At 55.3% G+C, this 18491-nt stretch carries 19 protein-coding genes and 1 tRNA gene; 14 read left to right on the top strand and 6 right to left on the bottom strand.

The annotated features are described in order from the left end of the window. Positions 1 to 17 precede the first annotated feature (17 nt). The 9 genes from sufB (at position 18) to ACXADZ_RS08710 (ending at position 7330) form a co-directional block, all read left to right on the top strand. Positions 18 to 1538, top strand: coding sequence for a Fe-S cluster assembly protein SufB (sufB, locus tag ACXADZ_RS08750; protein WP_475195129.1), 1521 nt, complete (start codon positions 18 to 20; stop codon positions 1536 to 1538). A 2-nt stretch (positions 1539 to 1540) separates the two neighbouring features. Next, a complete protein-coding gene (locus ACXADZ_RS08745) occupies positions 1541 to 2311 on the top strand; it encodes an FkbM family methyltransferase (protein WP_475195127.1) in 771 nt (256 codons plus the stop codon). A gap of 47 nt (positions 2312 to 2358) precedes the next feature. Continuing rightward, positions 2359 to 3114 (top strand): Fe-S cluster assembly ATPase SufC, encoded by a 756-nt coding sequence (gene sufC / locus ACXADZ_RS08740; protein ID WP_171089980.1) that lies wholly within the window; start codon positions 2359 to 2361, stop codon positions 3112 to 3114. Beyond that, positions 3114 to 4394, top strand: coding sequence for a Fe-S cluster assembly protein SufD (gene sufD / locus ACXADZ_RS08735; protein ID WP_171183177.1), 1281 nt, complete (start codon positions 3114 to 3116; stop codon positions 4392 to 4394). Before sufC ends, sufD begins: the two co-directional genes overlap by 1 nt. Beyond that, a complete protein-coding gene (locus ACXADZ_RS08730) occupies positions 4394 to 4879 on the top strand; it encodes a YIP1 family protein (RefSeq protein WP_171089983.1) in 486 nt (161 codons plus the stop codon). Before sufD ends, ACXADZ_RS08730 begins: the two co-directional genes overlap by 1 nt. Continuing rightward, entirely contained in the window at positions 4876 to 5442 is a 567-nt protein-coding gene (locus ACXADZ_RS08725; RefSeq protein ID WP_475195115.1) for a YIP1 family protein, read from the top strand. The genes ACXADZ_RS08730 and ACXADZ_RS08725 overlap by 4 nt, the downstream gene beginning before the upstream one ends. Before the next feature lie 11 nt (positions 5443 to 5453). After that, entirely contained in the window at positions 5454 to 6674 is a 1221-nt protein-coding gene (locus tag ACXADZ_RS08720; protein WP_475195109.1) for a cysteine desulfurase, read from the top strand. A 77-nt stretch (positions 6675 to 6751) separates the two neighbouring features. Further along, positions 6752 to 6828, top strand: a tRNA-Arg gene (locus ACXADZ_RS08715). 169 nt (positions 6829 to 6997) lie between these two features. After that, positions 6998 to 7330: a hypothetical protein gene (locus tag ACXADZ_RS08710; protein WP_475195104.1), complete on the top strand. Its 333-nt coding sequence runs from the start codon at positions 6998 to 7000 to the stop codon at positions 7328 to 7330. Between the two features lie 64 nt (positions 7331 to 7394). On the opposite strand, the gene mepK is transcribed toward ACXADZ_RS08710, so the two are convergent. Beyond that, positions 7395 to 7964: a peptidoglycan L,D-endopeptidase MepK gene (gene mepK / locus ACXADZ_RS08705; protein WP_475195098.1), complete on the bottom strand. Its 570-nt coding sequence runs from the start codon at positions 7962 to 7964 to the stop codon at positions 7395 to 7397. A gap of 355 nt (positions 7965 to 8319) precedes the next feature. Between mepK and ACXADZ_RS08700 the strand changes: the two genes are divergently transcribed. From ACXADZ_RS08700 to ACXADZ_RS08685, 4 genes are read left to right on the top strand one after another with little or no spacing between them, the layout of a single operon-like run. Further along, the gene (locus ACXADZ_RS08700; protein WP_475195090.1) at positions 8320 to 9927 is read left to right on the top strand and encodes a L,D-transpeptidase family protein; all 1608 of its coding nucleotides are present in this window, start codon (positions 8320 to 8322) and stop codon (positions 9925 to 9927) included. 34 nt (positions 9928 to 9961) lie between these two features. Then, positions 9962 to 11053, top strand: coding sequence for a UDP-3-O-(3-hydroxymyristoyl)glucosamine N-acyltransferase (lpxD, locus tag ACXADZ_RS08695; RefSeq protein WP_475195085.1), 1092 nt, complete (start codon positions 9962 to 9964; stop codon positions 11051 to 11053). Positions 11054 to 11085: 32 nt separating this feature from the next. Then, positions 11086 to 11343, top strand: a complete 258-nt coding sequence (locus ACXADZ_RS08690; protein ID WP_171089997.1) for an acyl carrier protein — start codon at positions 11086 to 11088, stop codon at positions 11341 to 11343. A gap of 9 nt (positions 11344 to 11352) precedes the next feature. Beyond that, entirely contained in the window at positions 11353 to 12561 is a 1209-nt protein-coding gene (locus tag ACXADZ_RS08685; protein WP_171089999.1) for a beta-ketoacyl-[acyl-carrier-protein] synthase family protein, read from the top strand. Positions 12562 to 12624: 63 nt separating this feature from the next. On the opposite strand, the gene ACXADZ_RS08680 is transcribed toward ACXADZ_RS08685, so the two are convergent. Beyond that, the gene (locus ACXADZ_RS08680) at positions 12625 to 13233 is read right to left on the bottom strand and encodes an invasion associated locus B family protein (protein WP_475195072.1); all 609 of its coding nucleotides are present in this window, start codon (positions 13231 to 13233) and stop codon (positions 12625 to 12627) included. 449 nt (positions 13234 to 13682) lie between these two features. On the opposite strand from ACXADZ_RS08680, the gene ACXADZ_RS08675 reads away from it, so the two are divergent. Then, the gene (locus ACXADZ_RS08675) at positions 13683 to 15230 is read left to right on the top strand and encodes a helicase HerA-like domain-containing protein (protein ID WP_475195069.1); all 1548 of its coding nucleotides are present in this window, start codon (positions 13683 to 13685) and stop codon (positions 15228 to 15230) included. 32 nt (positions 15231 to 15262) lie between these two features. Here ACXADZ_RS08675 and ACXADZ_RS08670 read toward each other — a convergent pair whose 3' ends face one another. The 4 genes from ACXADZ_RS08670 to ACXADZ_RS08655 form a co-directional block, all read right to left on the bottom strand. Continuing rightward, positions 15263 to 15517, bottom strand: a complete 255-nt coding sequence (locus ACXADZ_RS08670; protein WP_171183191.1) for a hypothetical protein — start codon at positions 15515 to 15517, stop codon at positions 15263 to 15265. Between the two features lie 180 nt (positions 15518 to 15697). Beyond that, on the bottom strand, positions 15698 to 17011 hold the full coding sequence (locus ACXADZ_RS08665; RefSeq protein ID WP_475195063.1) for a branched-chain amino acid ABC transporter permease: 1314 nt from the start codon (positions 17009 to 17011) through the stop codon (positions 15698 to 15700). After that, positions 17008 to 18018 carry a branched-chain amino acid ABC transporter permease gene (locus ACXADZ_RS08660; protein WP_475195058.1) on the bottom strand — a complete coding sequence of 337 codons (1011 nt, stop codon included), beginning with the start codon at positions 18016 to 18018 and terminating at the stop codon, positions 17008 to 17010. Before ACXADZ_RS08660 ends, ACXADZ_RS08665 begins: the two co-directional genes overlap by 4 nt. Continuing rightward, positions 18018 to 18491, bottom strand: a complete 474-nt coding sequence (locus ACXADZ_RS08655) for a hypothetical protein (protein WP_475195054.1) — start codon at positions 18489 to 18491, stop codon at positions 18018 to 18020. The genes ACXADZ_RS08660 and ACXADZ_RS08655 overlap by 1 nt, the downstream gene beginning before the upstream one ends.

Below are 18491 nucleotides of genomic sequence, written 5' to 3'. Positions count from 1 at the left end.
CTGACGGAGGGTAAGTTATGGCCGCTTTGGACCAGACCCAGGTGAAAGAGGGTGTCGATCAGGAAACCGTGGATGCGGTACGCGAGGTCGGAACCTACAAATACGGTTGGGATACCGATATCGAGATGGAGTACGCGCCAAAAGGCGTGAACCCGGATATCGTCCGTCTGATCTCGGATAAGAATGATGAGCCTGAATGGATGACCGAATGGCGTCTGGCCGCATTTGAACGCTGGACCAAGATGGAAGAGCCCAAATGGGCGATGGTCAACTACCCTGAAATCGATTTCCAAGACCAGTACTACTATGCGCGTCCGAAATCCATGGAGGAAAAGCCCAAATCTCTGGATGAGGTCGATCCCAAGCTGCTTGCTACCTACGAGAAGCTGGGTATCCCACTGAAAGAACAGATGATCCTGGCTGGAGTAGAGGGCGCTGAAGATGCACCAGCCGAAGGCCGCAAGGTTGCTGTGGACGCGGTGTTCAACTCGGTTTCCGTAGGTACAACTTTTCAGGCCGAGTTGAAGAAGGCGGGCGTGATCTTCTGTTCGATTTCAGAAGCGATAAAAGAGCATCCTGAACTGGTCAAGAAATACCTTGGCACTGTTGTTCCAGTTTCGGACAACTTCTATGCGACGCTGAACTCAGCCGTCTTCTCGGACGGGTCGTTTGTGTACATCCCGCCGGGCGTTCGTTGCCCGATGGAGTTGAGCACCTATTTCCGCATCAACGCCGAAAACACCGGCCAGTTCGAACGCACGTTGATCATCGCCGACAAGGGCTCGTACGTTTCTTATCTGGAAGGCTGCACCGCGCCTCAGCGTGATACGGCTCAGCTGCACGCGGCTGTGGTCGAGATCATCGTCGAAGAAGATGCCGAGGTAAAATATTCGACCGTTCAGAACTGGTTCCCTGGGGATGAGAACGGCAAAGGCGGCATCTATAACTTTGTGACCAAACGCGCCGATTGCCGGGGTGATCGGTCCAAAGTGATGTGGACGCAAGTAGAAACTGGGTCTGCCGTGACCTGGAAATACCCGTCTTGCATCCTGCGCGGCAACGAAAGCCAGGGCGAGTTCTACTCGATTGCGATTGCCAACAACTATCAGCAGGCCGATACCGGCACCAAGATGGTTCATCTGGGCAAAAACACCAAATCGCGCATCGTGTCCAAAGGCATCAGCGCAGGTAAGGCGCAGAACACTTATCGTGGTCTGGTTTCGATGCATCCGAAAGCCAAAGACAGCCGGAACTATACGCAGTGCGACTCTCTGTTGATCGGAGACAAATGCGGGGCGCATACGGTTCCGTATATCGAGGTCAAGAACAACTCATCCCGTGTTGAGCACGAGGCGACGACATCCAAGGTAGACGACGATCAACTGTTCTACTGCCGTCAGCGCGGCATGGACGAGGAAGAGGCCGTGGCGCTGGTTGTAAACGGGTTCTGCAAGGACGTGCTTCAGGCGTTGCCGATGGAATTCGCCATGGAAGCGCAGCAGTTGGTGGCAATCTCGCTTGAGGGGAGCGTCGGCTAACTATGCGCCCGCGTTCCAAGATCAAACGGTTTGTTGACCGCACGGTTGCCAAAGTATTTGTCAGCTTATGCGGCCCTTTCGTTCGGTATTGCGATGCCGGCGGTCAATTTCTGCTGTTTGAAGTGTCCAATCCACGTGATGTGATCCAAGGACGCCATTTTTGGGGTGACGTGTATGAGCTTGGCCTGCTCCAAGACATATCGCGCTATCTGCCGAAAAACGCGCAAATCGCTGATATTGGAGCAAATATCGGCAACCATGCGGTGTATTGGGGGCGCGTTTGCGCAACCAAGATCGTCCGCGTAATCGAAGTTAACCCAGACGCTATCGCCATCTTGAAGCGCAACATCAAGCTTAACAGCCTGGAAGACGTTGTTGACAGCTCGAAACTGGGTGTTGGAGCAGGGCGCGAGGCTGCCTCTGGCTTTGAACTTAAGCCTGAGGCGGGCAATCTAGGCGGCACGCAATTGACACCGGGATCTGGAAATCTGCGGGTAGAGCCCGGGGATACGCTATTGGAAGGTATGTCACCGGATCTGATCAAGATCGACGTTGAGGGCATGGAGTTGGACGTGTTGGCAGGGTTGTCCCGCACGGTGGCTGCGACGCGCCCCATCATCTTTGTCGAGGTTGATCACAAAAACCGCACGTTCTTTCAGAAATGGATGGCAGAGCAAAACTACGAAACTCTTCGGAGCTTTGGCCAAGACCGCGACAACGAAAACTTCCTGATCGTTCCGGCCGAAAAAACCGAAACGTTTAAATCGAAATGACACCCGCGCAAGATGACGCGCGAATAGAGATAAGAGCCGAGGAAAAAATGCTGGAAATCAAGAACCTGCACGTGCAGCTTGAAGAAGAAGACAAGCAAATTCTCAAAGGTGTGGACCTGACGGTTGAAGCTGGCAAGGTACATGCAATTATGGGCCCTAACGGGTCTGGGAAATCGACGCTCAGCTATGTTTTGTCTGGTCGAGATGGTTATGAAGTCACCGAAGGTTCGGCCACCCTGGACGGCGAAGACCTGTTGGAAATGGAACCGGAAGAGCGTGCCGCAGCAGGTGTATTCCTGGCGTTCCAGTATCCCGTTGAGATCCCCGGCGTTGGCAACATGACTTTCCTGCGGACCGCTGTGAATGCGCAACGCAAGGCACGCGGAGAAGAAGAACTGTCGGCAGCCGACTTCCTGAAAGAAGTGCGCGCAAAGGCGAAAACCCTGAAGATCGACGCTGATATGCTGAAGCGCCCGGTCAATGTGGGCTTCTCCGGCGGTGAGAAAAAGCGCAACGAGATCCTGCAGATGGCTATGCTGGAACCCAAGATGTGCATCATGGACGAGACCGACTCGGGCCTGGACGTGGACGCGATGAAACTGGTGGCCGAAGGTGTGAACGCCTTGCGCGATGAAGGCCGTGGTTTCCTGGTGATCACGCACTACCAGCGCTTGCTGGATCACATCAAACCGGATGTCGTGCACATCATGGCCGATGGCCGCATCGTCAAAACCGGTGGCCCGGATCTGGCGCTTGAGGTTGAAAACAACGGTTATGCCGACATTCTTGCCGAGGTGAACTGATGGCCTTGCCCGAAGTCAAACAATCCGCAACCGAGGCGCGGCTGTCTGCGCTGACGATGCCCGACGCTGGCTGCACCCGTGCCGCGCGTGAAGACGCTTTGGCACGTGTTCTGGAAATCGGTCTTCCGGGGCGGCGCGATGAATACTGGAAATACACTCAGCCCGACACACTTGTCGCGCCCGACGCGATCCCCGCTGCAGTGTTTGCCGATGATGAGCCTCTGGTGTTCAGTGAATTTGATCGGCTCAACATCGTCTTCGTGGATGGTGTGTTCAGTGCCGAAGAGTCGGACGATCTGTCGATGGAAGGCGTAAGCATCGATCGCCTCGAAGACATTTGCTGCAAAGACATCCATTGGGCCAAAGATCTGTATGGCGTTTTAGAAGCCCGCGGCCAATCTCCGGTTCAGCGTCCGTTGGCTGCTTTGAACACAGCTTTTGCGTCGGATGGTGTTGCCATCCATGTGACAGGCAAACCGTCTAAACCGATCAACCTGATCTATCGCCATGCGTCGCCGACGTCAGACGCGATCCTGCATCACGTGGTTCGTGTGGAAAGCGGGGCCGAGGCCACCATTCTGGAAACCGGTCCAGCAGCTTCGCGCTTTAACAAGTGCATGGAGATCGACATTGCGGACAACGGTACGTTGCACCACGTCCGTGCGCAGGGCAGGGACCATGAACGTCGCGCCGCGACCCATATGTTCACCCGTCTTGGAACGGAATCGGTCTATAAGTCATTCACGCTGACCGTAAACGGCGTCCTGACCCGCAACGAACAAGTCGTTGAACTGACAGGTGATGACGCTGTGGCCCATGTGGCCGGTGCCTGCGTTGGAGATGGCGATTTTCATCACGACGACACGGTCTTCATCACCCATGACGCAGTGAATTGCGAAAGCCGTCAGGTGTTCAAGAAGGTTCTGCGCAACGGAGCAACTGGTGTGTTTCAAGGCAAAATCCTTGTAAAGGAAGGGGCCCAGAAAACTGACGGCTACCAGATCAGCCAATCGCTGCTTCTGGATGACGACAGCCAGTTCCTTGCCAAGCCCGAGCTTGAGATTTACGCCGACGATGTGGCGTGTTCGCATGGCTCGACTTCGGGCGCGATTGACGAAACCGCACTGTTCTATCTGCGCTCGCGCGGGGTTCCGACCAAGGACGCGACCAATATGCTGACACTTGCATTCCTGGCCGAAGCGGTGGACGAAATCGAAGACAGCGCGTTGGCCGAAGCGATTGTCAGCCGTCTGGAGGGGTGGCTCGCCCGCCGCAGCTGATGGCTCTTTCGTCAGACATTTTGGCAACTTACCGGGGGCCGGGGCGTGTTGTGCGCCGGCTTCTGGATTTGGGGCCACGCGAAGACCGGGCACTGGTGTTTGTGATGGGCTTTTGCATCGTCGCGTTTATTGCGCAGATGCCCGGCCTCGCACGCCAGGCGCATCTGGAAGGTGTTGAGCTGAACATGCTACTGGGCGGTGCGCTGCTGGGCACCGTGTTCATTTTACCGTTGTTCTTCTACACTCTGGCTTTGGTCTCGCACTGGGCCGCGCGATTGGTTGGCGGCAAGGGCTCGGCCTATGGGGCAAGGCTGGCCTTGTTCTGGGCGCTGCTTTCGTCTGCACCGCTGGTTTTGCTGAATGGCCTGGTGGCTGGGTTCATCGGACCCGGACCTGCTTTGTCAATTGTGGGCATCCTCTGGGTTGCTGTTTTTGTGTGGTTCTGGTTATCCGGTCTCAGACAAGTGCAAAGGTCGGCTGAATGACTATTCCACAAATGGGCCCACTGGTGGTTCTGACGCTCAAGAAACCTGCCGAAGCAGCCCGTCAGATATTGGCATTGAATCTGGGGCGGGAAGCGGTCTGGCTGAGCTTTTTTCTGGTGGTGGTTTTTAACTGCCTGATCCAACTCAGCACGGACCTGATCTTTATGGCGCCCGAAGCCCCAGTGAACGCCGAGGCCGAAAGCATCCCGTTCATTCTAATCCGATCCGCCGGTGCAATGCTTCTGAGCGTTGTCGCCTTTCTTTTGGTCGGACGGGTTCTTGGCGGCAGTGCAACGCTTTCCGGCTTGTTGATCCTGATGATCTGGCTGAGTTTTTTGCAAAGTGGCGCGTTGCTGGCCATGGTTATTGCCAGCGTGGCTTTGCCTGCTCTGACGCTTCTCTTGCTACTGGCGACCTTGGGATGGAGCCTCTACATAACGCTGCATTTTCTGAATGAGGCACATCAATTCGGCTCGCTTGGCAAGGCATTTGCCGTAATTCTTTTGGCCGCTATTGTCGCCCTTCCCATTGTTCTGATGTTCAATCCAACCGGACCCGTCTAGGAAACACGCCTATGTACGATGTACAGAAAATCCGCTCTGACTTTCCGATCCTGTCGCGTCAGGTCAATGGCAAGCCTTTGACCTATCTGGACAATGGCGCCTCGGCTCAAAAACCGCAGGTCGTTATTGACGCTGTGACGCGCGCTTATGCCGAGGAATATTCGAACGTCCATCGCGGCTTGCATTACCTGTCCAATCTTGCAACCGAGAAGTACGAATCCGTGCGCGGCACCATTGCCCGCTTTCTTGGTGCTTCGAATGAGGACGAGATCGTCCTGAACTCGGGCACGACCGAAGGGATCAACCTTGTTGCTTATGGCTGGGCAATGCCGCAACTCGAAGCCGGGGACGAGATCGTTCTGAGCGTCATGGAGCATCACGCCAATATCGTGCCCTGGCATTTTCTGCGCGAACGGCAGGGCGTTGTTCTTAAATGGGTGGATGTGGACGCAGATGGGGGACTGAACCCTCAGGCCGTAATTGATGCAATCGGTCCAAAGACCAAGCTGGTTGCAGTGACCCAGTGTTCGAACGTTTTGGGTACAGTTGTCGACGTCAAAACGATCACCGAAGGGGCCCACGCGAAAGGAGTTCCGGTTCTGGTGGACGGCAGCCAAGGCGCGGTCCATATGCCGGTGAATGTGGGAGAGATCGGCTGTGATTTTTACGCGATTACAGGTCACAAGCTGTATGGCCCCTCCGGGTCAGGCGCGATTTACATCAAATCCGAACGTATGGCCGAAATGCGCCCCTTTATCGGCGGCGGTGACATGATCAAAGAGGTCAGCAAGGAACAGGTCATCTACAACGACCCGCCAATGAAGTTCGAGGCCGGTACACCCGGTATCGTTCAGACGATCGGTCTGGGTGTGGCACTGGATTATATGATGGATCTGGGGATGGCGAACATCGCGGCCCATGAATCAAGCCTGCGCGACTATGCCATGCAGCGCTTGAACGGTCTCAACTGGTTGCAGGTTCAGGGCACTCGGCCAGACAAGGCAGCCATTTTCAGCTTTACGCTGGACGGGGCAGGCCATGCGCATGATGTGTCTACCATCTTGGACAAAAAAGGCGTGGCCGTTCGTGCCGGGCATCACTGTGCCGGGCCGCTGATGGACCACCTGGGCGTGACCGCAACATGCCGCGCCAGCTTTGGTCTTTATAACACCACGGAAGAGGTCGACATACTGATCGATGCCCTTGAATTGGCACATGATCTATTCGCCTGACTTTGATCTGAAACTGGGTGCGACAAGCACGATTTCCAGTTGCACCCGAACCGGATCAAGGTTAGCTAACGACCAAGGCACCTGTAGCTCAGCTGGATAGAGCGCTGCCCTCCGAAGGCAGAGGCCAGAGGTTCGAATCCTCTCAGGTGCGCCATTTTCTTACATGTTTTGAACCGTTTTGAATGGGACGAAAACTTAGTTTCGCCAGCTTTTGTGAACGTCCACTGACGCACTCACTTTAGCGCAAGTTTCTCTATCAGCACGTTTTGCGATACACTTTCCCGATGGGGTTGGTTCGCGTCACCTTTGATGGAGGAAAGAACGTGCAAGTCATCTCTTCAAAAAAAATGCTTATCGTTGTGGTCGTAATAGTTGCGGTTTTGGGCTGTACTGTTATTTCGGGTTATTCACTCCCCAGCGTTGTAAGCTGGGCTATAGTCGGTGTCGTGCTTGCATTCATCCTTGGTAAGCTGACCGACGACGATTCCGACAGCGACGATGAAGCAGAGAGCAACAATGTGTCTGCGTCTAATGTTGAATCGGATGTCGACAAGGAAAAGACGCGTGAGACTGGCAGCTCGACTGCCGAAGCTCCATCAACTAGCGATTCTGGAGGTGGTGACGCAGGCGGTGGAGGAGGAGATGCAGGGATATAGCAGGTAAAACCAGTATTCCTGCTACAAGCGTTTCAGATATGCGAGACCCGTTTTGGTTTGCGTTTTAACCGCGCCAAGAACGGACAACTCCGCAATCCATGTGAACGAAGTTCGATCCATAATACTGGCCGACGCCACCTGCACGGCACGACATCGCGGCTTTGGCCATCTGCGAGACTGAGCGAGACGCCAGACGCAGGTCAGCAGCCTGACCTTCCATATGGAGGGATTTGCGCGCAACGCGACGCGACCGGGAACGCAACATCGCGTTGGTCTGCGGAGAGCGATAGCCGGACAGCAACATATACGGTTCATTCACATCCAGAAGGTTGTGTGATGCCGCCATGATATCAATCGCGCGCAAATCGATGGATTTAACCTGATCTGTGCGCCAATCGCGCATAAAATGGTTCACTTCTTTGACAGCGTCTTTGATATACTTACCATCGACCCAATAGATCATATCCAACCGTTCGCCCGTGCGACCGGAATACATACGAATGCGACGAATATCGCCGCCACCGCGCAAAAAGCCTGCTGCATTGGAATATGTGGGGGCTGCCGCGACTGCGGTAGCTGCAAATGCACCCAATAGGGCACGCCGGGTCAAGCCCGAGGAACTGCTCTTGGTCATTTTTGGTTCGTCCCGTACTGTTCCTGCCTGCGCACGATGTTACGCGCGCGGTATTAATTTTTTCCCATCCCAGATGCGATTTTTATGACACAATCGGAATCAGCGGCCAAGAAGTGTTTCAGGTTCACCATTTCTAGGGGGAATTTTCGGCAGTTTTTTGCGCAAATGACACAGTGCCACTCAGAAATTGTGCAGCTATGAGGTTTTTGCCAACCGGCCGATGCAAACACGCATCAGACACTATCAGAAGCGATTTGGTAAGGGATTTGTGAATAGACAAGTAATCGATGGCAAATCCATAGTTGCCTGACGCACATATCCCAAGTTCAATCTTTTGAATATTCAAGGCCCCGTAATGCTTTCTGTTTTCCGCACCAGTACCAGTATCCTTGTCACCGCTTGTTTTGCAGCAACCGCTGGTTTTGCGAACACAGCGTCTGCGCCCGAACCGAATACAGCGTTTCAAATGGCGATTGCGGAACACACGCCGCAGGCATCGACAATTGCCGAGTTTTACCGGGCGAACGGCTTTGCTCCAATTTGGGCGGGTGAAACCCCTGAGCATATGCAACGCAGGACCGCGTTGATTGAAGCATTGTCCAACGCACATCTTCACGGTTTGCCCCATGCAGATGCAACCGTCTCGGCATTGATTGATCAGATGGAACAGGCCCGGTCTGTTCGTGACCTTGGTGCGGTCGAGGCCGAACTCAGCCGGGTGTATGTGGAGTACGCTGATGCGCTGTATTCCGGCACCCTTGACCCTGAGCGTGTAGACGACGGACTGGTTCGGGGCGTGGAGCGCCGAAGTGCAGCCGAGCATTTGTCAGGGCTGGCGGAGCAAGGCGCGCAATATCTGGAACAACTGCCGCCGCAAACCCGGCAGTACCGCGCGCTGATGAAACAAAAGCTGCTTTTGCAAGCTTTGGTGGATCAAGGTGGTTGGGGGGCGACGGTACCGGTCACGAAACTAGAGTATGGTGACACCGGGCCGAATGTCGTCAAACTGCGCAATCGTCTTGTGGCGATGGGGTATATGAAACCGTCGGCCAGCCCGTCTTTTGACGATGCGCTGCTGGCTGGCGTTCAGGCTTTTCAAACGGCGCATGGGCTGGAACCTGACGGTGTCGCTGGCCAAGGCACAATTACCGAGTTGAACCGTCCTGCCTCGGACCGCCTAAAGGCAGTCTATGTCGCGCTGGAAAGAGAGCGCTGGCTGCCGCGAGAGCGTGGCGGGCGTCATATTCTGGTGAATCAGGCTGATTTCTCGGCCAAGATCGTCGATGACGGGCAGGTTACGTTTGAAACCCGCGCGGTGATTGGCAAGAACACACATGATCGCCGTAGCCCCGAGTTTTCGGATGTGATGGAACATATGGTGATCAACCCCAGCTGGTATGTGCCACGCTCGATCATAACCAAGGAATACCTGCCTAAACTGCAGTCCAATCCTAACGCGGTGGGTCATATTCAAATCACTGACCGCAGCGGCCGGCAGGTTAATCGTGGGGCTGTGGATTTCACTCAGTTCACGGCGCGAAACTTCCCGTTTGCGATGCGCCAGCCCCCCAGCAAAAGCAATGCGCTGGGTTTGGTGAAGTTCATGTTCCCCAACAAGTACAACATCTATCTGCATGATACACCACAGAAAAGCCTGTTCGCACGTGAGGTGCGGGCGTTCTCGCACGGGTGTATACGCTTGGCGCAACCTTTCGAATTCGCCTATGCGCTGCTGGCAAAACAAGAGGAAGACCCCAAGGCGTTCTTTCACCGTGTTCTCAAGACCGGCAAGGAAACCAAAGTTGAACTGGACCAACATGTGCCGGTGCATCTGATCTATCGCACCGCCTATATCGGGTCGAAGGGCGAGGTGCAGTATCGCCGAGACGTCTATAACCGCGATGCCAAGATTTGGGACGCACTTCAAAAGGCAGGGGTAGCCCTGCCGGACGTTCAGGGGTAAGCACGGGGCAAATCCTGCCAAAAGGAAACCCGTCATGCAGTTTACCGTTCAACAAATCGCCGACGCTCTGAGCGCAGAATGCCAGGGCGATACAGGCCTGACGATTGTGCGTGCTGCTGAACCCAGTGATGCTGGTCCGACAGATCTGGCGATGGCGATGTCTCCGAATTACGCTGACGCGCTTTCAGGTGGAGAGGCCCGCGCTGCGGTTTTGTGGGAGGGCGCGGATTGGCAGGGTATGGGGCTACGTGCGGCGATCTTTGTCAAACGTCCCCGTATGGCCATGGCGGGCATCACTGCCATGCTGGATCGTGGACAAGGGGTAGAGCCGGGAATTCACCCGTCGGCTGTGATTGATCCGACGGCAGAGATTGCTGCAGATGTCTCTATCGGGCCTCTTACAGTTGTCGGTGCCCGCGCCCGGATCGGGGCGGGATCTGTGATTGGCACGCATTGCACGATCGGCATCGATGCCACACTGGGAGAGCGTGCGTTGCTGCGCGAGATGGTCAGTATCGGTGCCCGCGCGCAAATCGGAGACCGCTTTGTCGCGCAACCTGGTGCCCGGATCGGAGGCGATGGCTTTAGCTTTGTCACCCCCGAAGTCTCTGGCGCTGAGAACGCCCGCAAGACCATGGGTGATCAAGGCGAGGCCAAAGCACAAAGCTGGCTTCGCATCCACTCTTTGGGCGCGGTTGAGATCGGTGATGACGTCGAGGTCGGATCAAACTGCACTGTCGACAACGGCACGATCCGCAATACCCGGATCGGAGACGGCTCGAAACTGGATAATTTGGTACATGTGGGGCACAATACGCGTGTGGGGCGCGATTGCCTTTTGTGTGGTCAGACCGGTGTTTCGGGGTCTGTCGAGATTGGCAATAACGTTGTTCTGGGTGGTCAGACTGGCGTCGTTGATAACATCTTTATTGGTGACGGTGTGATTGCCGGTGGAGGCACAAAAATTCTGTCCAACGTACCGGCAGGCCGCGTCATAATGGGTTATCCGGGCATCAAAATGGATACTCATACGGACATCTACAAAGCCCAACGCCGTTTACCGCGCATGGCCCGCGACGTTGAGGCACTTAAAAAGGCTGTTTTCAAACAGTCGCCGAGTGATTAAATCATCCTCAGAACGAAAGTCAGGGGACCGACATGAGCATCAGCGACCGCGTCATCGCAATCATTGCAGAGCAGGCCGTGCTGGAGCCATCGGATGTGACGCCCGAAAGCACGCTTGAGGACTTGGGTATCGACAGCCTGGGTCTGGTAGAAAGCATCTTTGCAATTGAAGAAGAGTTCGATATTTCGGTTCCGTTCAATGCCAACGAACCTGAAGCCAATGATTTCGATATCTCCAATGTGGCCGCCATCATTGCCGGGATCGAACAGCTTGTGTCGGAAAAGGTCTGACCTGCTCTCATGAAACGTGTTGTTATTACCGGCGCAGGTACGATCAACTCACTGGGCCATTCGGTTCCTGATACTTTGGAGGCCATGCGCGAAGGTCGTTGTGGCATCTCGGAACTGGAATTTCGCGATGTCGATCGTCTGGCCATCAAGATCGGCGGTCAGGTCCGGGGGTTCGAGGCGGAAGGGCGGTTCAACCGTCAACAGATGTCCTTGTACGACCGGTTCACTCAGTTCACCCTGACGGCTGCCAAAGAGGCTATTGAACAGTCAGGCATCGAGTTTCACGGTGAATTGGCGGCCAGATCAGGCGTTGTGCTTGGCACTGCGGGTGGAGGCGTTTCGACCTGGGATGACAATTACCGTTCGGTCTACGAGGATGGTAAGAACCGTGTGCACCCGTTCGTTGTTCCCAAACTGATGAACAATGCCGCGGCGAGCCACGTGTCGATGGAGCATAACCTCAAAGGGCCCAGCTTTACCGTCTCGACGGCCTGCGCGTCGTCGAACCACGCCATGGCGCAAGCCTTTCAGATGGTGCGCAGCGGGGCGGCTCCGGCGATGATCACAGGCGGGTCAGAATCCATGTTGTGTTTCGGCGGCATCAAAGCATGGGAAGGCCTGCGCGTGATGTCCAAGGACGCCTGCCGTCCGTTCAGCGCCAACCGCAACGGAATGGTTCAGGGCGAGGGCGCAGGTATATTTGTGTTCGAAGAATACGAACATGCGCGCGCACGCGGGGCTGAAGTTCTGTGTGAAGTTGTCGGCTTTGCGATGTCTTCGGATGCGGCCGACATTGTGATGCCCAGTAAACAGGGGGCCGCGCGGGCCATGGCGGGCGCTTTGTCGGATGCCAGGCTGAACGCCAGCGATGTCTGTTATATCAACGCCCACGGCACAGGCACGGCAGCCAATGACAAAACCGAGTGCGCAGCCGTTGCAGATGTATTTGGACCGCATGCAGATGATCTGATGATTTCGTCCACAAAATCCATGCACGGCCACCTGATCGGTGGGACCGGAGCTGTGGAATTGCTGGCTTGTATCATGGCCCTGCGGGACGGGGTGATTGCACCAACCATCGGATATGAGGAGCCGGACCCGGAATGTGCGCTGGATGTGGTGCCGAATGTCGCCCGTGAAGCGAAAGTTGACGTGGCCCTGAGCAATGCGTTTGCCTTTGGCGGGCTGAATGCTGTCTTGGCACTGAAGCGAGTGTAAGAAAAAACGACGCTCAAATAGAAAAGGCCGCCACGGAACGGGCGGCCTTTTTGTGGCGTGCACTTAGTTTTGCAAGACGTCTAGCTTGTCGTAACCACTGGTGAAACCGGCCAGCGACATTTCGATTTGCAAGAGCTGATTGGGGGCTAGGATGGACACCATAGAAATAGTGGCCGTGCTGCCCCCCTTCATTGCGTCGATGTCGCCTTGGGTAAAGCCCAACTGCGCCACGCAGCCCACGGGGTTGCAGTGATGATAGTTGTACCTTTTGCTGGGTGCACCATCGATGGATATGGCGATTTGGGCCTGCAGCAATGTCTCAAGCGGTACAATCAGGCTGGCGGCAGCAACGGCTGTAGCACCTTCGGGCAGTTTGTTGACTGAGATTTCCGCAACCGGTTGTCCCTCGGCACCAGACAGAATTTGACGCAGCAGGCAAGGATCATTGTCTCCTTCGGTCTTTAAGCACGTGATGTTCCAGTCACCGCTTTCTTCTTTGACGTATTGGTCGCCAACGCGGGGGCCGCTTTCACCCAGATCCAATTCCTGTGTAGCTTGGGTCTGGGGTACCTCTGTCTGCGCTTGTGTGTCGTCAGTGGTTTCCTGGGCAAATGCCGTGCTGCTTACAAAGGCGGCTGCCAGTACATTCGCGGAGAGAAGTTTCTTGATCATGAATGCCTCGGTTTGATGATTGAGCTTTTGGCCTCGTTTAGCATTCTTCCGAACCGGTGTCAGGCACTAACAGAGCAGCCCGGAGGAACGTGAACAAATTCTTGCCCGGCGTTTTAAAAAGGCCCTTCCAGACATAGAAAAAGGGAGCCGTTTTATCAGCTCCCTTCCTCAAAAGGTTCTCCCCGTCGGACTGGCCGACTTATTTATGCGCAAACCCTACGAGAGCGGTGCCGGTGGGTCAACAGCTATCCTGAAATTTTAATCCAACCCTCAGCACTTGAACATGTGTTGGCGCAGGCAAAAAAAGCCGTGCCCGAAGGCACGGCCAGTTGACAGGGAGGAAGTCTGCCCTGCGAGATCAAAAAACCACCGCAAGGCAAAAGGACTATCGCAGTCAAAGGTTAACTTTGTATGCTGGTCACGGATCGGTGAGCTATAAGGCAGTGTTAATGGGCAAGACTATTTTTTTGGGCGGCGGTGGCGAAGGGTATGGCACACCGCAGGAATTGGCGTTGAACTTTGCAAATCGCCACGGATTGATCGCGGGTGCGACAGGAACGGGTAAAACCGTGACACTGCAGATACTTGCCGAAGGATTTTCACAAGCAGGCGTCCCGGTGTTTCTGTCCGACGTAAAAGGCGACCTGTCCGGTCTGGCCGTAGCTGGCAGCGCGTCGCACAAACTGCATCAGGCCTTTAGGGACCGCGCCGAACGCATCGGGTTTTCGGCGTTCAACTATGCTGCTTGCCCGGTGACGTTCTGGGATCTTTTTGGTGAACTGGGCCACCCGGTGCGCACAACCGTTACAGAGATGGGACCGCTTCTGTTGTCGCGCCTACTGGAACTGAGCGAAGCGCAGGAAGGCATTCTGAACATCGCCTTCCGGGTGGCTGATGAAGAAGGGATGCCGCTGCTGGATCTGAAAGACCTTCAGGCATTGCTGGTCTGGATCGGAGAAAATCGCGCGCAGCTGTCCCTGCGCTATGGCAACGTGTCGACGTCTTCGATCGGTGCAATCCAAAGACGCTTGCTGGTGCTGGAAAATCAGGGTGGCACAAAACTGTTTGGTGAACCGGCATTGGATCTGGCTGATCTGATGCGTGTTGACGAAAACGGGCAGGGGATGGTGAACATCCTCGCGTCGGACAAACTGATGGCCTCACCCCGGCTCTATGCCACTTTCCTGCTTTGGCTGTTGAGTGAATTGTTCGAGGAACTGCCCGAGGTCGGCGACCCTGAAAAACCAAAGCTCGTCTTTTTCTTCGACGAAGCGCACCTGCTGTTCGATGACGCCCCAAAGGTTTTGGTGGACAAGGTTGAACAGGTGGCACGACTGATCCGTTCAAAAGGCGTTGGGGTCTATTTCATCACGCAAAACCCGGCGGATATTCCCGAAGACATTCTGGGCCAACTGGGCAATCGTGTCCAACACGCACTACGGGCCTTCACAGCGCGCGACCGTAAGAACCTGCGTATGGCCGCCGAAACGTACCGAGAGAACCCGGCTTTCGACACCGAAGCTGCGATCCGAGAGGTTGGCGTTGGTGAGGCCGTAACCTCGATGCTGCAAAAGAAAGGGGTTCCCGGCATTGTCGAACGCACCTTGATTCGTCCTCCGGGATCTCAGCTTGGGCCGATTTCTGGCGCTGATCGCAAAGCGATTTTGGCGGCGTCCCCGATGGCAGGAAAATATGACAAAGGTATAGATCGCAAATCTGCCTTTGAGATTCTGCAGGCGCGGGCCGAGGCGGCCGCAAAAGCTGCGGAGCAAGCGGAATTGGATGATGTGCTAGAAGCTCAATCGCCAATGGAACGAGAGTTTTCCGCGGCTCGCAGATACTCTGGCAGTCGGGTCGGGCGGTCGTCTTCACGTGTGCAGCGCAGAAAAGACACGTTTGCAACGGCAATGACAGACGCTGTGATCAAAGAGCTTAAGGGAACAACCGGGCGTCGTATTGTGCGCGGTATTCTGGGCGGTCTGTTCAAAAACAGATAGCGGCGCGGCGCCCGTGAAGGGCGCCGACGTAATTATTTCAATCGGCGCTGACCTTCCTGGCGGCAATAGGCATCTGCCTGCGGGACTGACATTTTGGTTGCAGGGAAATCGATGGCGCGATCCCATGTGACCCGGTCCTGGCGGTACAACTGACAGGTCACAACGCCCTCGGGGGTCTGAACCTTGACAGGTGCTGTCTCAAGATCTTCTGGTCTGGGAATACAGGCGGCTGTTGTAACGGCAACAACCGAAAGCAGGAAAACAGTTCCGAAGCGTGGTGCTTTCATTTTTTACTCTTATCAACGCGTTTGAATGATCGTTTCAGATCGGCTTGGGCGGGTGTGAGTGCCAGTAACAGACCGCAAAAGAAAAACACTGCGGTGGGTTCGTGTATTCAGAAACCGTTAGAGAATCAAGAAACCGCGCCCTTTGGAGGCGCGGTTTCACGAATTGGTTATCGTTCGATCCTATTTCTCAGGTATCAGGCCCCTTGGGCTAAATCTGAGAACAATCAACAGGATAAGACCCATAGTGAACAGGCGCATATGGGCAGCGCTTTCGATCAGATGCGCTTTCAGCCAACTTCCATCCGGCATGCCCGATGTGATCAGGTTCATCAGCCACAGGCCGATTGGCTCCACCTGAACCCACAGGAACCAGATCAGAAATGCCCCAAGAACAGAGCCGAAATTGTTGCCCGAACCGCCAACGATCACCATCACCCAGACCAGAAAGGTAAAACGCAAAGGCTGGTAGGCGCTTGGTGTCAGCTGACCGTCCAGCGTGGTCATCATAGCCCCTGCGATCCCGCAGATGGCCGACCCCAGAACAAAGATCTGTAAGTGGCGGCGAGTCACGTCCTTGCCCATCGCCTCGGCCGCGACCTCATTGTCGCGGATCGCGCGCATCATGCGGCCCCACGGGCTTTTCAATGCCATCTGGGCCATCCACAGCAACGCCAGCAGGACGATCAGGAACAGCAGCGAATAACCCAATTTGACCGAAAGGGTAGAGGCTGTGACCGGATCAAGCCCGAACCATTCCGCGCGCGCCAGAAACGCCGGATCTTGTTGCAGTTCAACTTCGTAACCGACAACAGGGGACGGGCGCGGAATGCCGTAGACATTTTTAACGCCCCGGGCCAGCCAGTCTTCGTTCTTCATGACGGCAATGATGATCTCGGCAATACCCAGTGTGGCAATCGCCAGATAATCCGACCGCAGACCCAAAGCCGTTTTACCGATCAGCCAGGCAGCGCCCGCCGCCAGCAAACCACCGGCAGGCCAGGCCAGCAGAACCGGAAGGTTCAGACCGCCGATATTACCTGCAATCGCTGGGTCGATAGCTTCGACTGCAGCAACATTAGGGTCAAACACAGCTCGGTAAATGAAGAACCCTACAACCAGAACTGCGATGATGGTCAGGGTCTGAGCCCGACCTTTCGGCATCTTGGTCGCCACCAGAACAGCGGCAACAACGGTCGCAGCCCCCAACAGCAGTGACAATACAATCCCGTAACCGCCCGCAACCCAGGCCCCCGGCGTGGGCGGTGTTGACACCAGCACCACGGCCAGACCGCCAAGCGCGACGAAGCCCATCACACCTACGTTGAACAGGCCCGCAAAGCCCCATTGCAGGTTGACCCCAATCGCCATGATGGCCGAGATCAACCCCATGTTCAGGATCAGAATGGCGGTATTCCAGCTTTGGGTGAAACCTGTCAGCAGGATCAAACTGGCGACAACAGCAAAAAGCAGCGTGTTTTTGACAGACTCGGTCATACCGCTTTCCCCTTGAACAGGCCCGTGGGCTTAAACAGAAGCACGATCAGCAGGATCACGAAGCTGACGGCGAATTTGTAGTCGGTGGACAGGAACTGGACCAAACCTGAGGGTTCCAGACTTTCCGGAGCCAGATAGGTCAGCACCTTTTTCCACGCATAGGTTATGGTCACCTCGGAAAACGCGATGATGAACCCACCTGCGATGGCACCCAGCGGATTGCCAAGCCCGCCCACAATGGCCGACGCAAAGATAGGCAGCAGAAGTTGGAAATAGACGAACGGCTTAAAGCTCTTGTCGAGGCCGTAGAGTACCCCAGCCGTGGTCGCCAATGCGGCAACGATGATCCATGTGATCATCACCACACGCTCGGGGTTGATACCGGACAGCAGCGCCAAATCCTCGTTATCCGAATAGGCACGCATGGACTTGCCGGTGCGGGTCTTGTTGAGGAACCAGAACAGCAACGCCACCGCGACAACCGCCACGATCACGGTGATGCCTTGCGAGGTCTTGATCGCCAATCCCTCGCGCAGCCCGGTCAATGCTTTGAAGTCGCGCGCCGAGATAATGAACCGCGCACCGTCCGAGAACCTTTGATCATCCGGCCCGATGACAAAGCGCACGATGCCGTTCATGATGAACATCACGCCCATCGAGACGATCACGAGGATCACCGGTTTGGCCTTTTGTTCCCGGTAGAACCTGTAAACCAGCCGGTCGGTGATCAGCACCAGAACGATACAGCCCAGAATGGCGAAGGGCAGGGCCAGCAGAGCAGTTGGCAGCGGCCCAAAACTGACCCCGGCGGCTTGCAAGCCCCACGTGACCAGAACAGCGATCATTGCGCCAAAAGCCATCGTATCGCCGTGGGCAAAGTTCGAAAACCGCAGGATGCCATAGATCAGCGTCACCCCCAAAGCCCCCAGCGCCAACTGGCTGCCATAGGCGATTGCGGGAACAAGGACGAAGTTGGAGAGCGCCACAAGGGCGTTGAGGAAGTCCATTAGTTTACGACCTCACATGAACCGTATTGATTGGAAGTTCCGAAGGCTGTCGACAGGTGCTCGGAGGAATTGATTTCCATCGTTTTCAGATCAACGGAAGCGACCAAAATGGCATCGCCGAAACCTGTCGCAATTAATGTCGCAACTCTGCCCAGCTGAACGCCAGTAACGTTGCTATGCCGCGTTGGTTCGATCCAAGTGCCACTTACTGCGACAGCCTCGTTAGTATCTAATTTGAGCTGAGTTTCAGCTACCGCACTGAGCGCGATTTCAACTGTACCATCCATCGCTGAGCAATCCCCGCGGTTGCAAGTCTCTGCAAGTGCACAATTGATAACTATTCCGCCGTTATCCACTATGTCTTTGGCGAAATTGAAGGTTTCTGATTCAGACGCTTGCAACGGTGTGTACATGGTTACACCAGCGAAAAAAATCCACGCACTGTTTAGAACAGCTGAGAATGGTTTAACCAC

This window comes from Ruegeria sp. ABM4_193, from assembly GCF_056158705.1.
This window is presented reverse-complemented; position numbering and strand designations above follow the sequence as displayed.

Bases quoted from the DNA above. Each gene is read 5' to 3' on its own strand.
- sufC (WP_171089980.1), top strand. From the start codon at position 2,359: ATGCTGGAAATCAAGAACCTGCACGTGCAGCTTGAAGAAGAAGACAAG.
- ACXADZ_RS08680 (WP_475195072.1), bottom strand. From the start codon at position 13,233: ATGATCAAGAAACTTCTCTCCGCGAATGTACTGGCAGCCGCCTTTGTA.
- ACXADZ_RS08730 (WP_171089983.1), top strand. From the start codon at position 4,394: ATGGCTCTTTCGTCAGACATTTTGGCAACTTACCGGGGGCCGGGGCGT.
- lpxD (WP_475195085.1), top strand. From the start codon at position 9,962: ATGCAGTTTACCGTTCAACAAATCGCCGACGCTCTGAGCGCAGAATGC.
- ACXADZ_RS08660 (WP_475195058.1), bottom strand. From the start codon at position 18,018: ATGGACTTCCTCAACGCCCTTGTGGCGCTCTCCAACTTCGTCCTTGTT.
- ACXADZ_RS08675 (WP_475195069.1), top strand. From the start codon at position 13,683: ATGGGCAAGACTATTTTTTTGGGCGGCGGTGGCGAAGGGTATGGCACA.
- ACXADZ_RS08745 (WP_475195127.1), top strand. From the start codon at position 1,541: ATGCGCCCGCGTTCCAAGATCAAACGGTTTGTTGACCGCACGGTTGCC.
- sufB (WP_475195129.1), top strand. From the start codon at position 18: ATGGCCGCTTTGGACCAGACCCAGGTGAAAGAGGGTGTCGATCAGGAA.
- ACXADZ_RS08665 (WP_475195063.1), bottom strand. From the start codon at position 17,011: ATGACCGAGTCTGTCAAAAACACGCTGCTTTTTGCTGTTGTCGCCAGT.
- sufD (WP_171183177.1), top strand. From the start codon at position 3,114: ATGGCCTTGCCCGAAGTCAAACAATCCGCAACCGAGGCGCGGCTGTCT.
- ACXADZ_RS08725 (WP_475195115.1), top strand. From the start codon at position 4,876: ATGACTATTCCACAAATGGGCCCACTGGTGGTTCTGACGCTCAAGAAA.
- ACXADZ_RS08720 (WP_475195109.1), top strand. From the start codon at position 5,454: ATGTACGATGTACAGAAAATCCGCTCTGACTTTCCGATCCTGTCGCGT.
- mepK (WP_475195098.1), bottom strand. From the start codon at position 7,964: ATGACCAAGAGCAGTTCCTCGGGCTTGACCCGGCGTGCCCTATTGGGT.
- ACXADZ_RS08700 (WP_475195090.1), top strand. From the start codon at position 8,320: ATGCTTTCTGTTTTCCGCACCAGTACCAGTATCCTTGTCACCGCTTGT.
- ACXADZ_RS08670 (WP_171183191.1), bottom strand. From the start codon at position 15,517: ATGAAAGCACCACGCTTCGGAACTGTTTTCCTGCTTTCGGTTGTTGCC.
- ACXADZ_RS08685 (WP_171089999.1), top strand. From the start codon at position 11,353: ATGAAACGTGTTGTTATTACCGGCGCAGGTACGATCAACTCACTGGGC.
- ACXADZ_RS08690 (WP_171089997.1), top strand. From the start codon at position 11,086: ATGAGCATCAGCGACCGCGTCATCGCAATCATTGCAGAGCAGGCCGTG.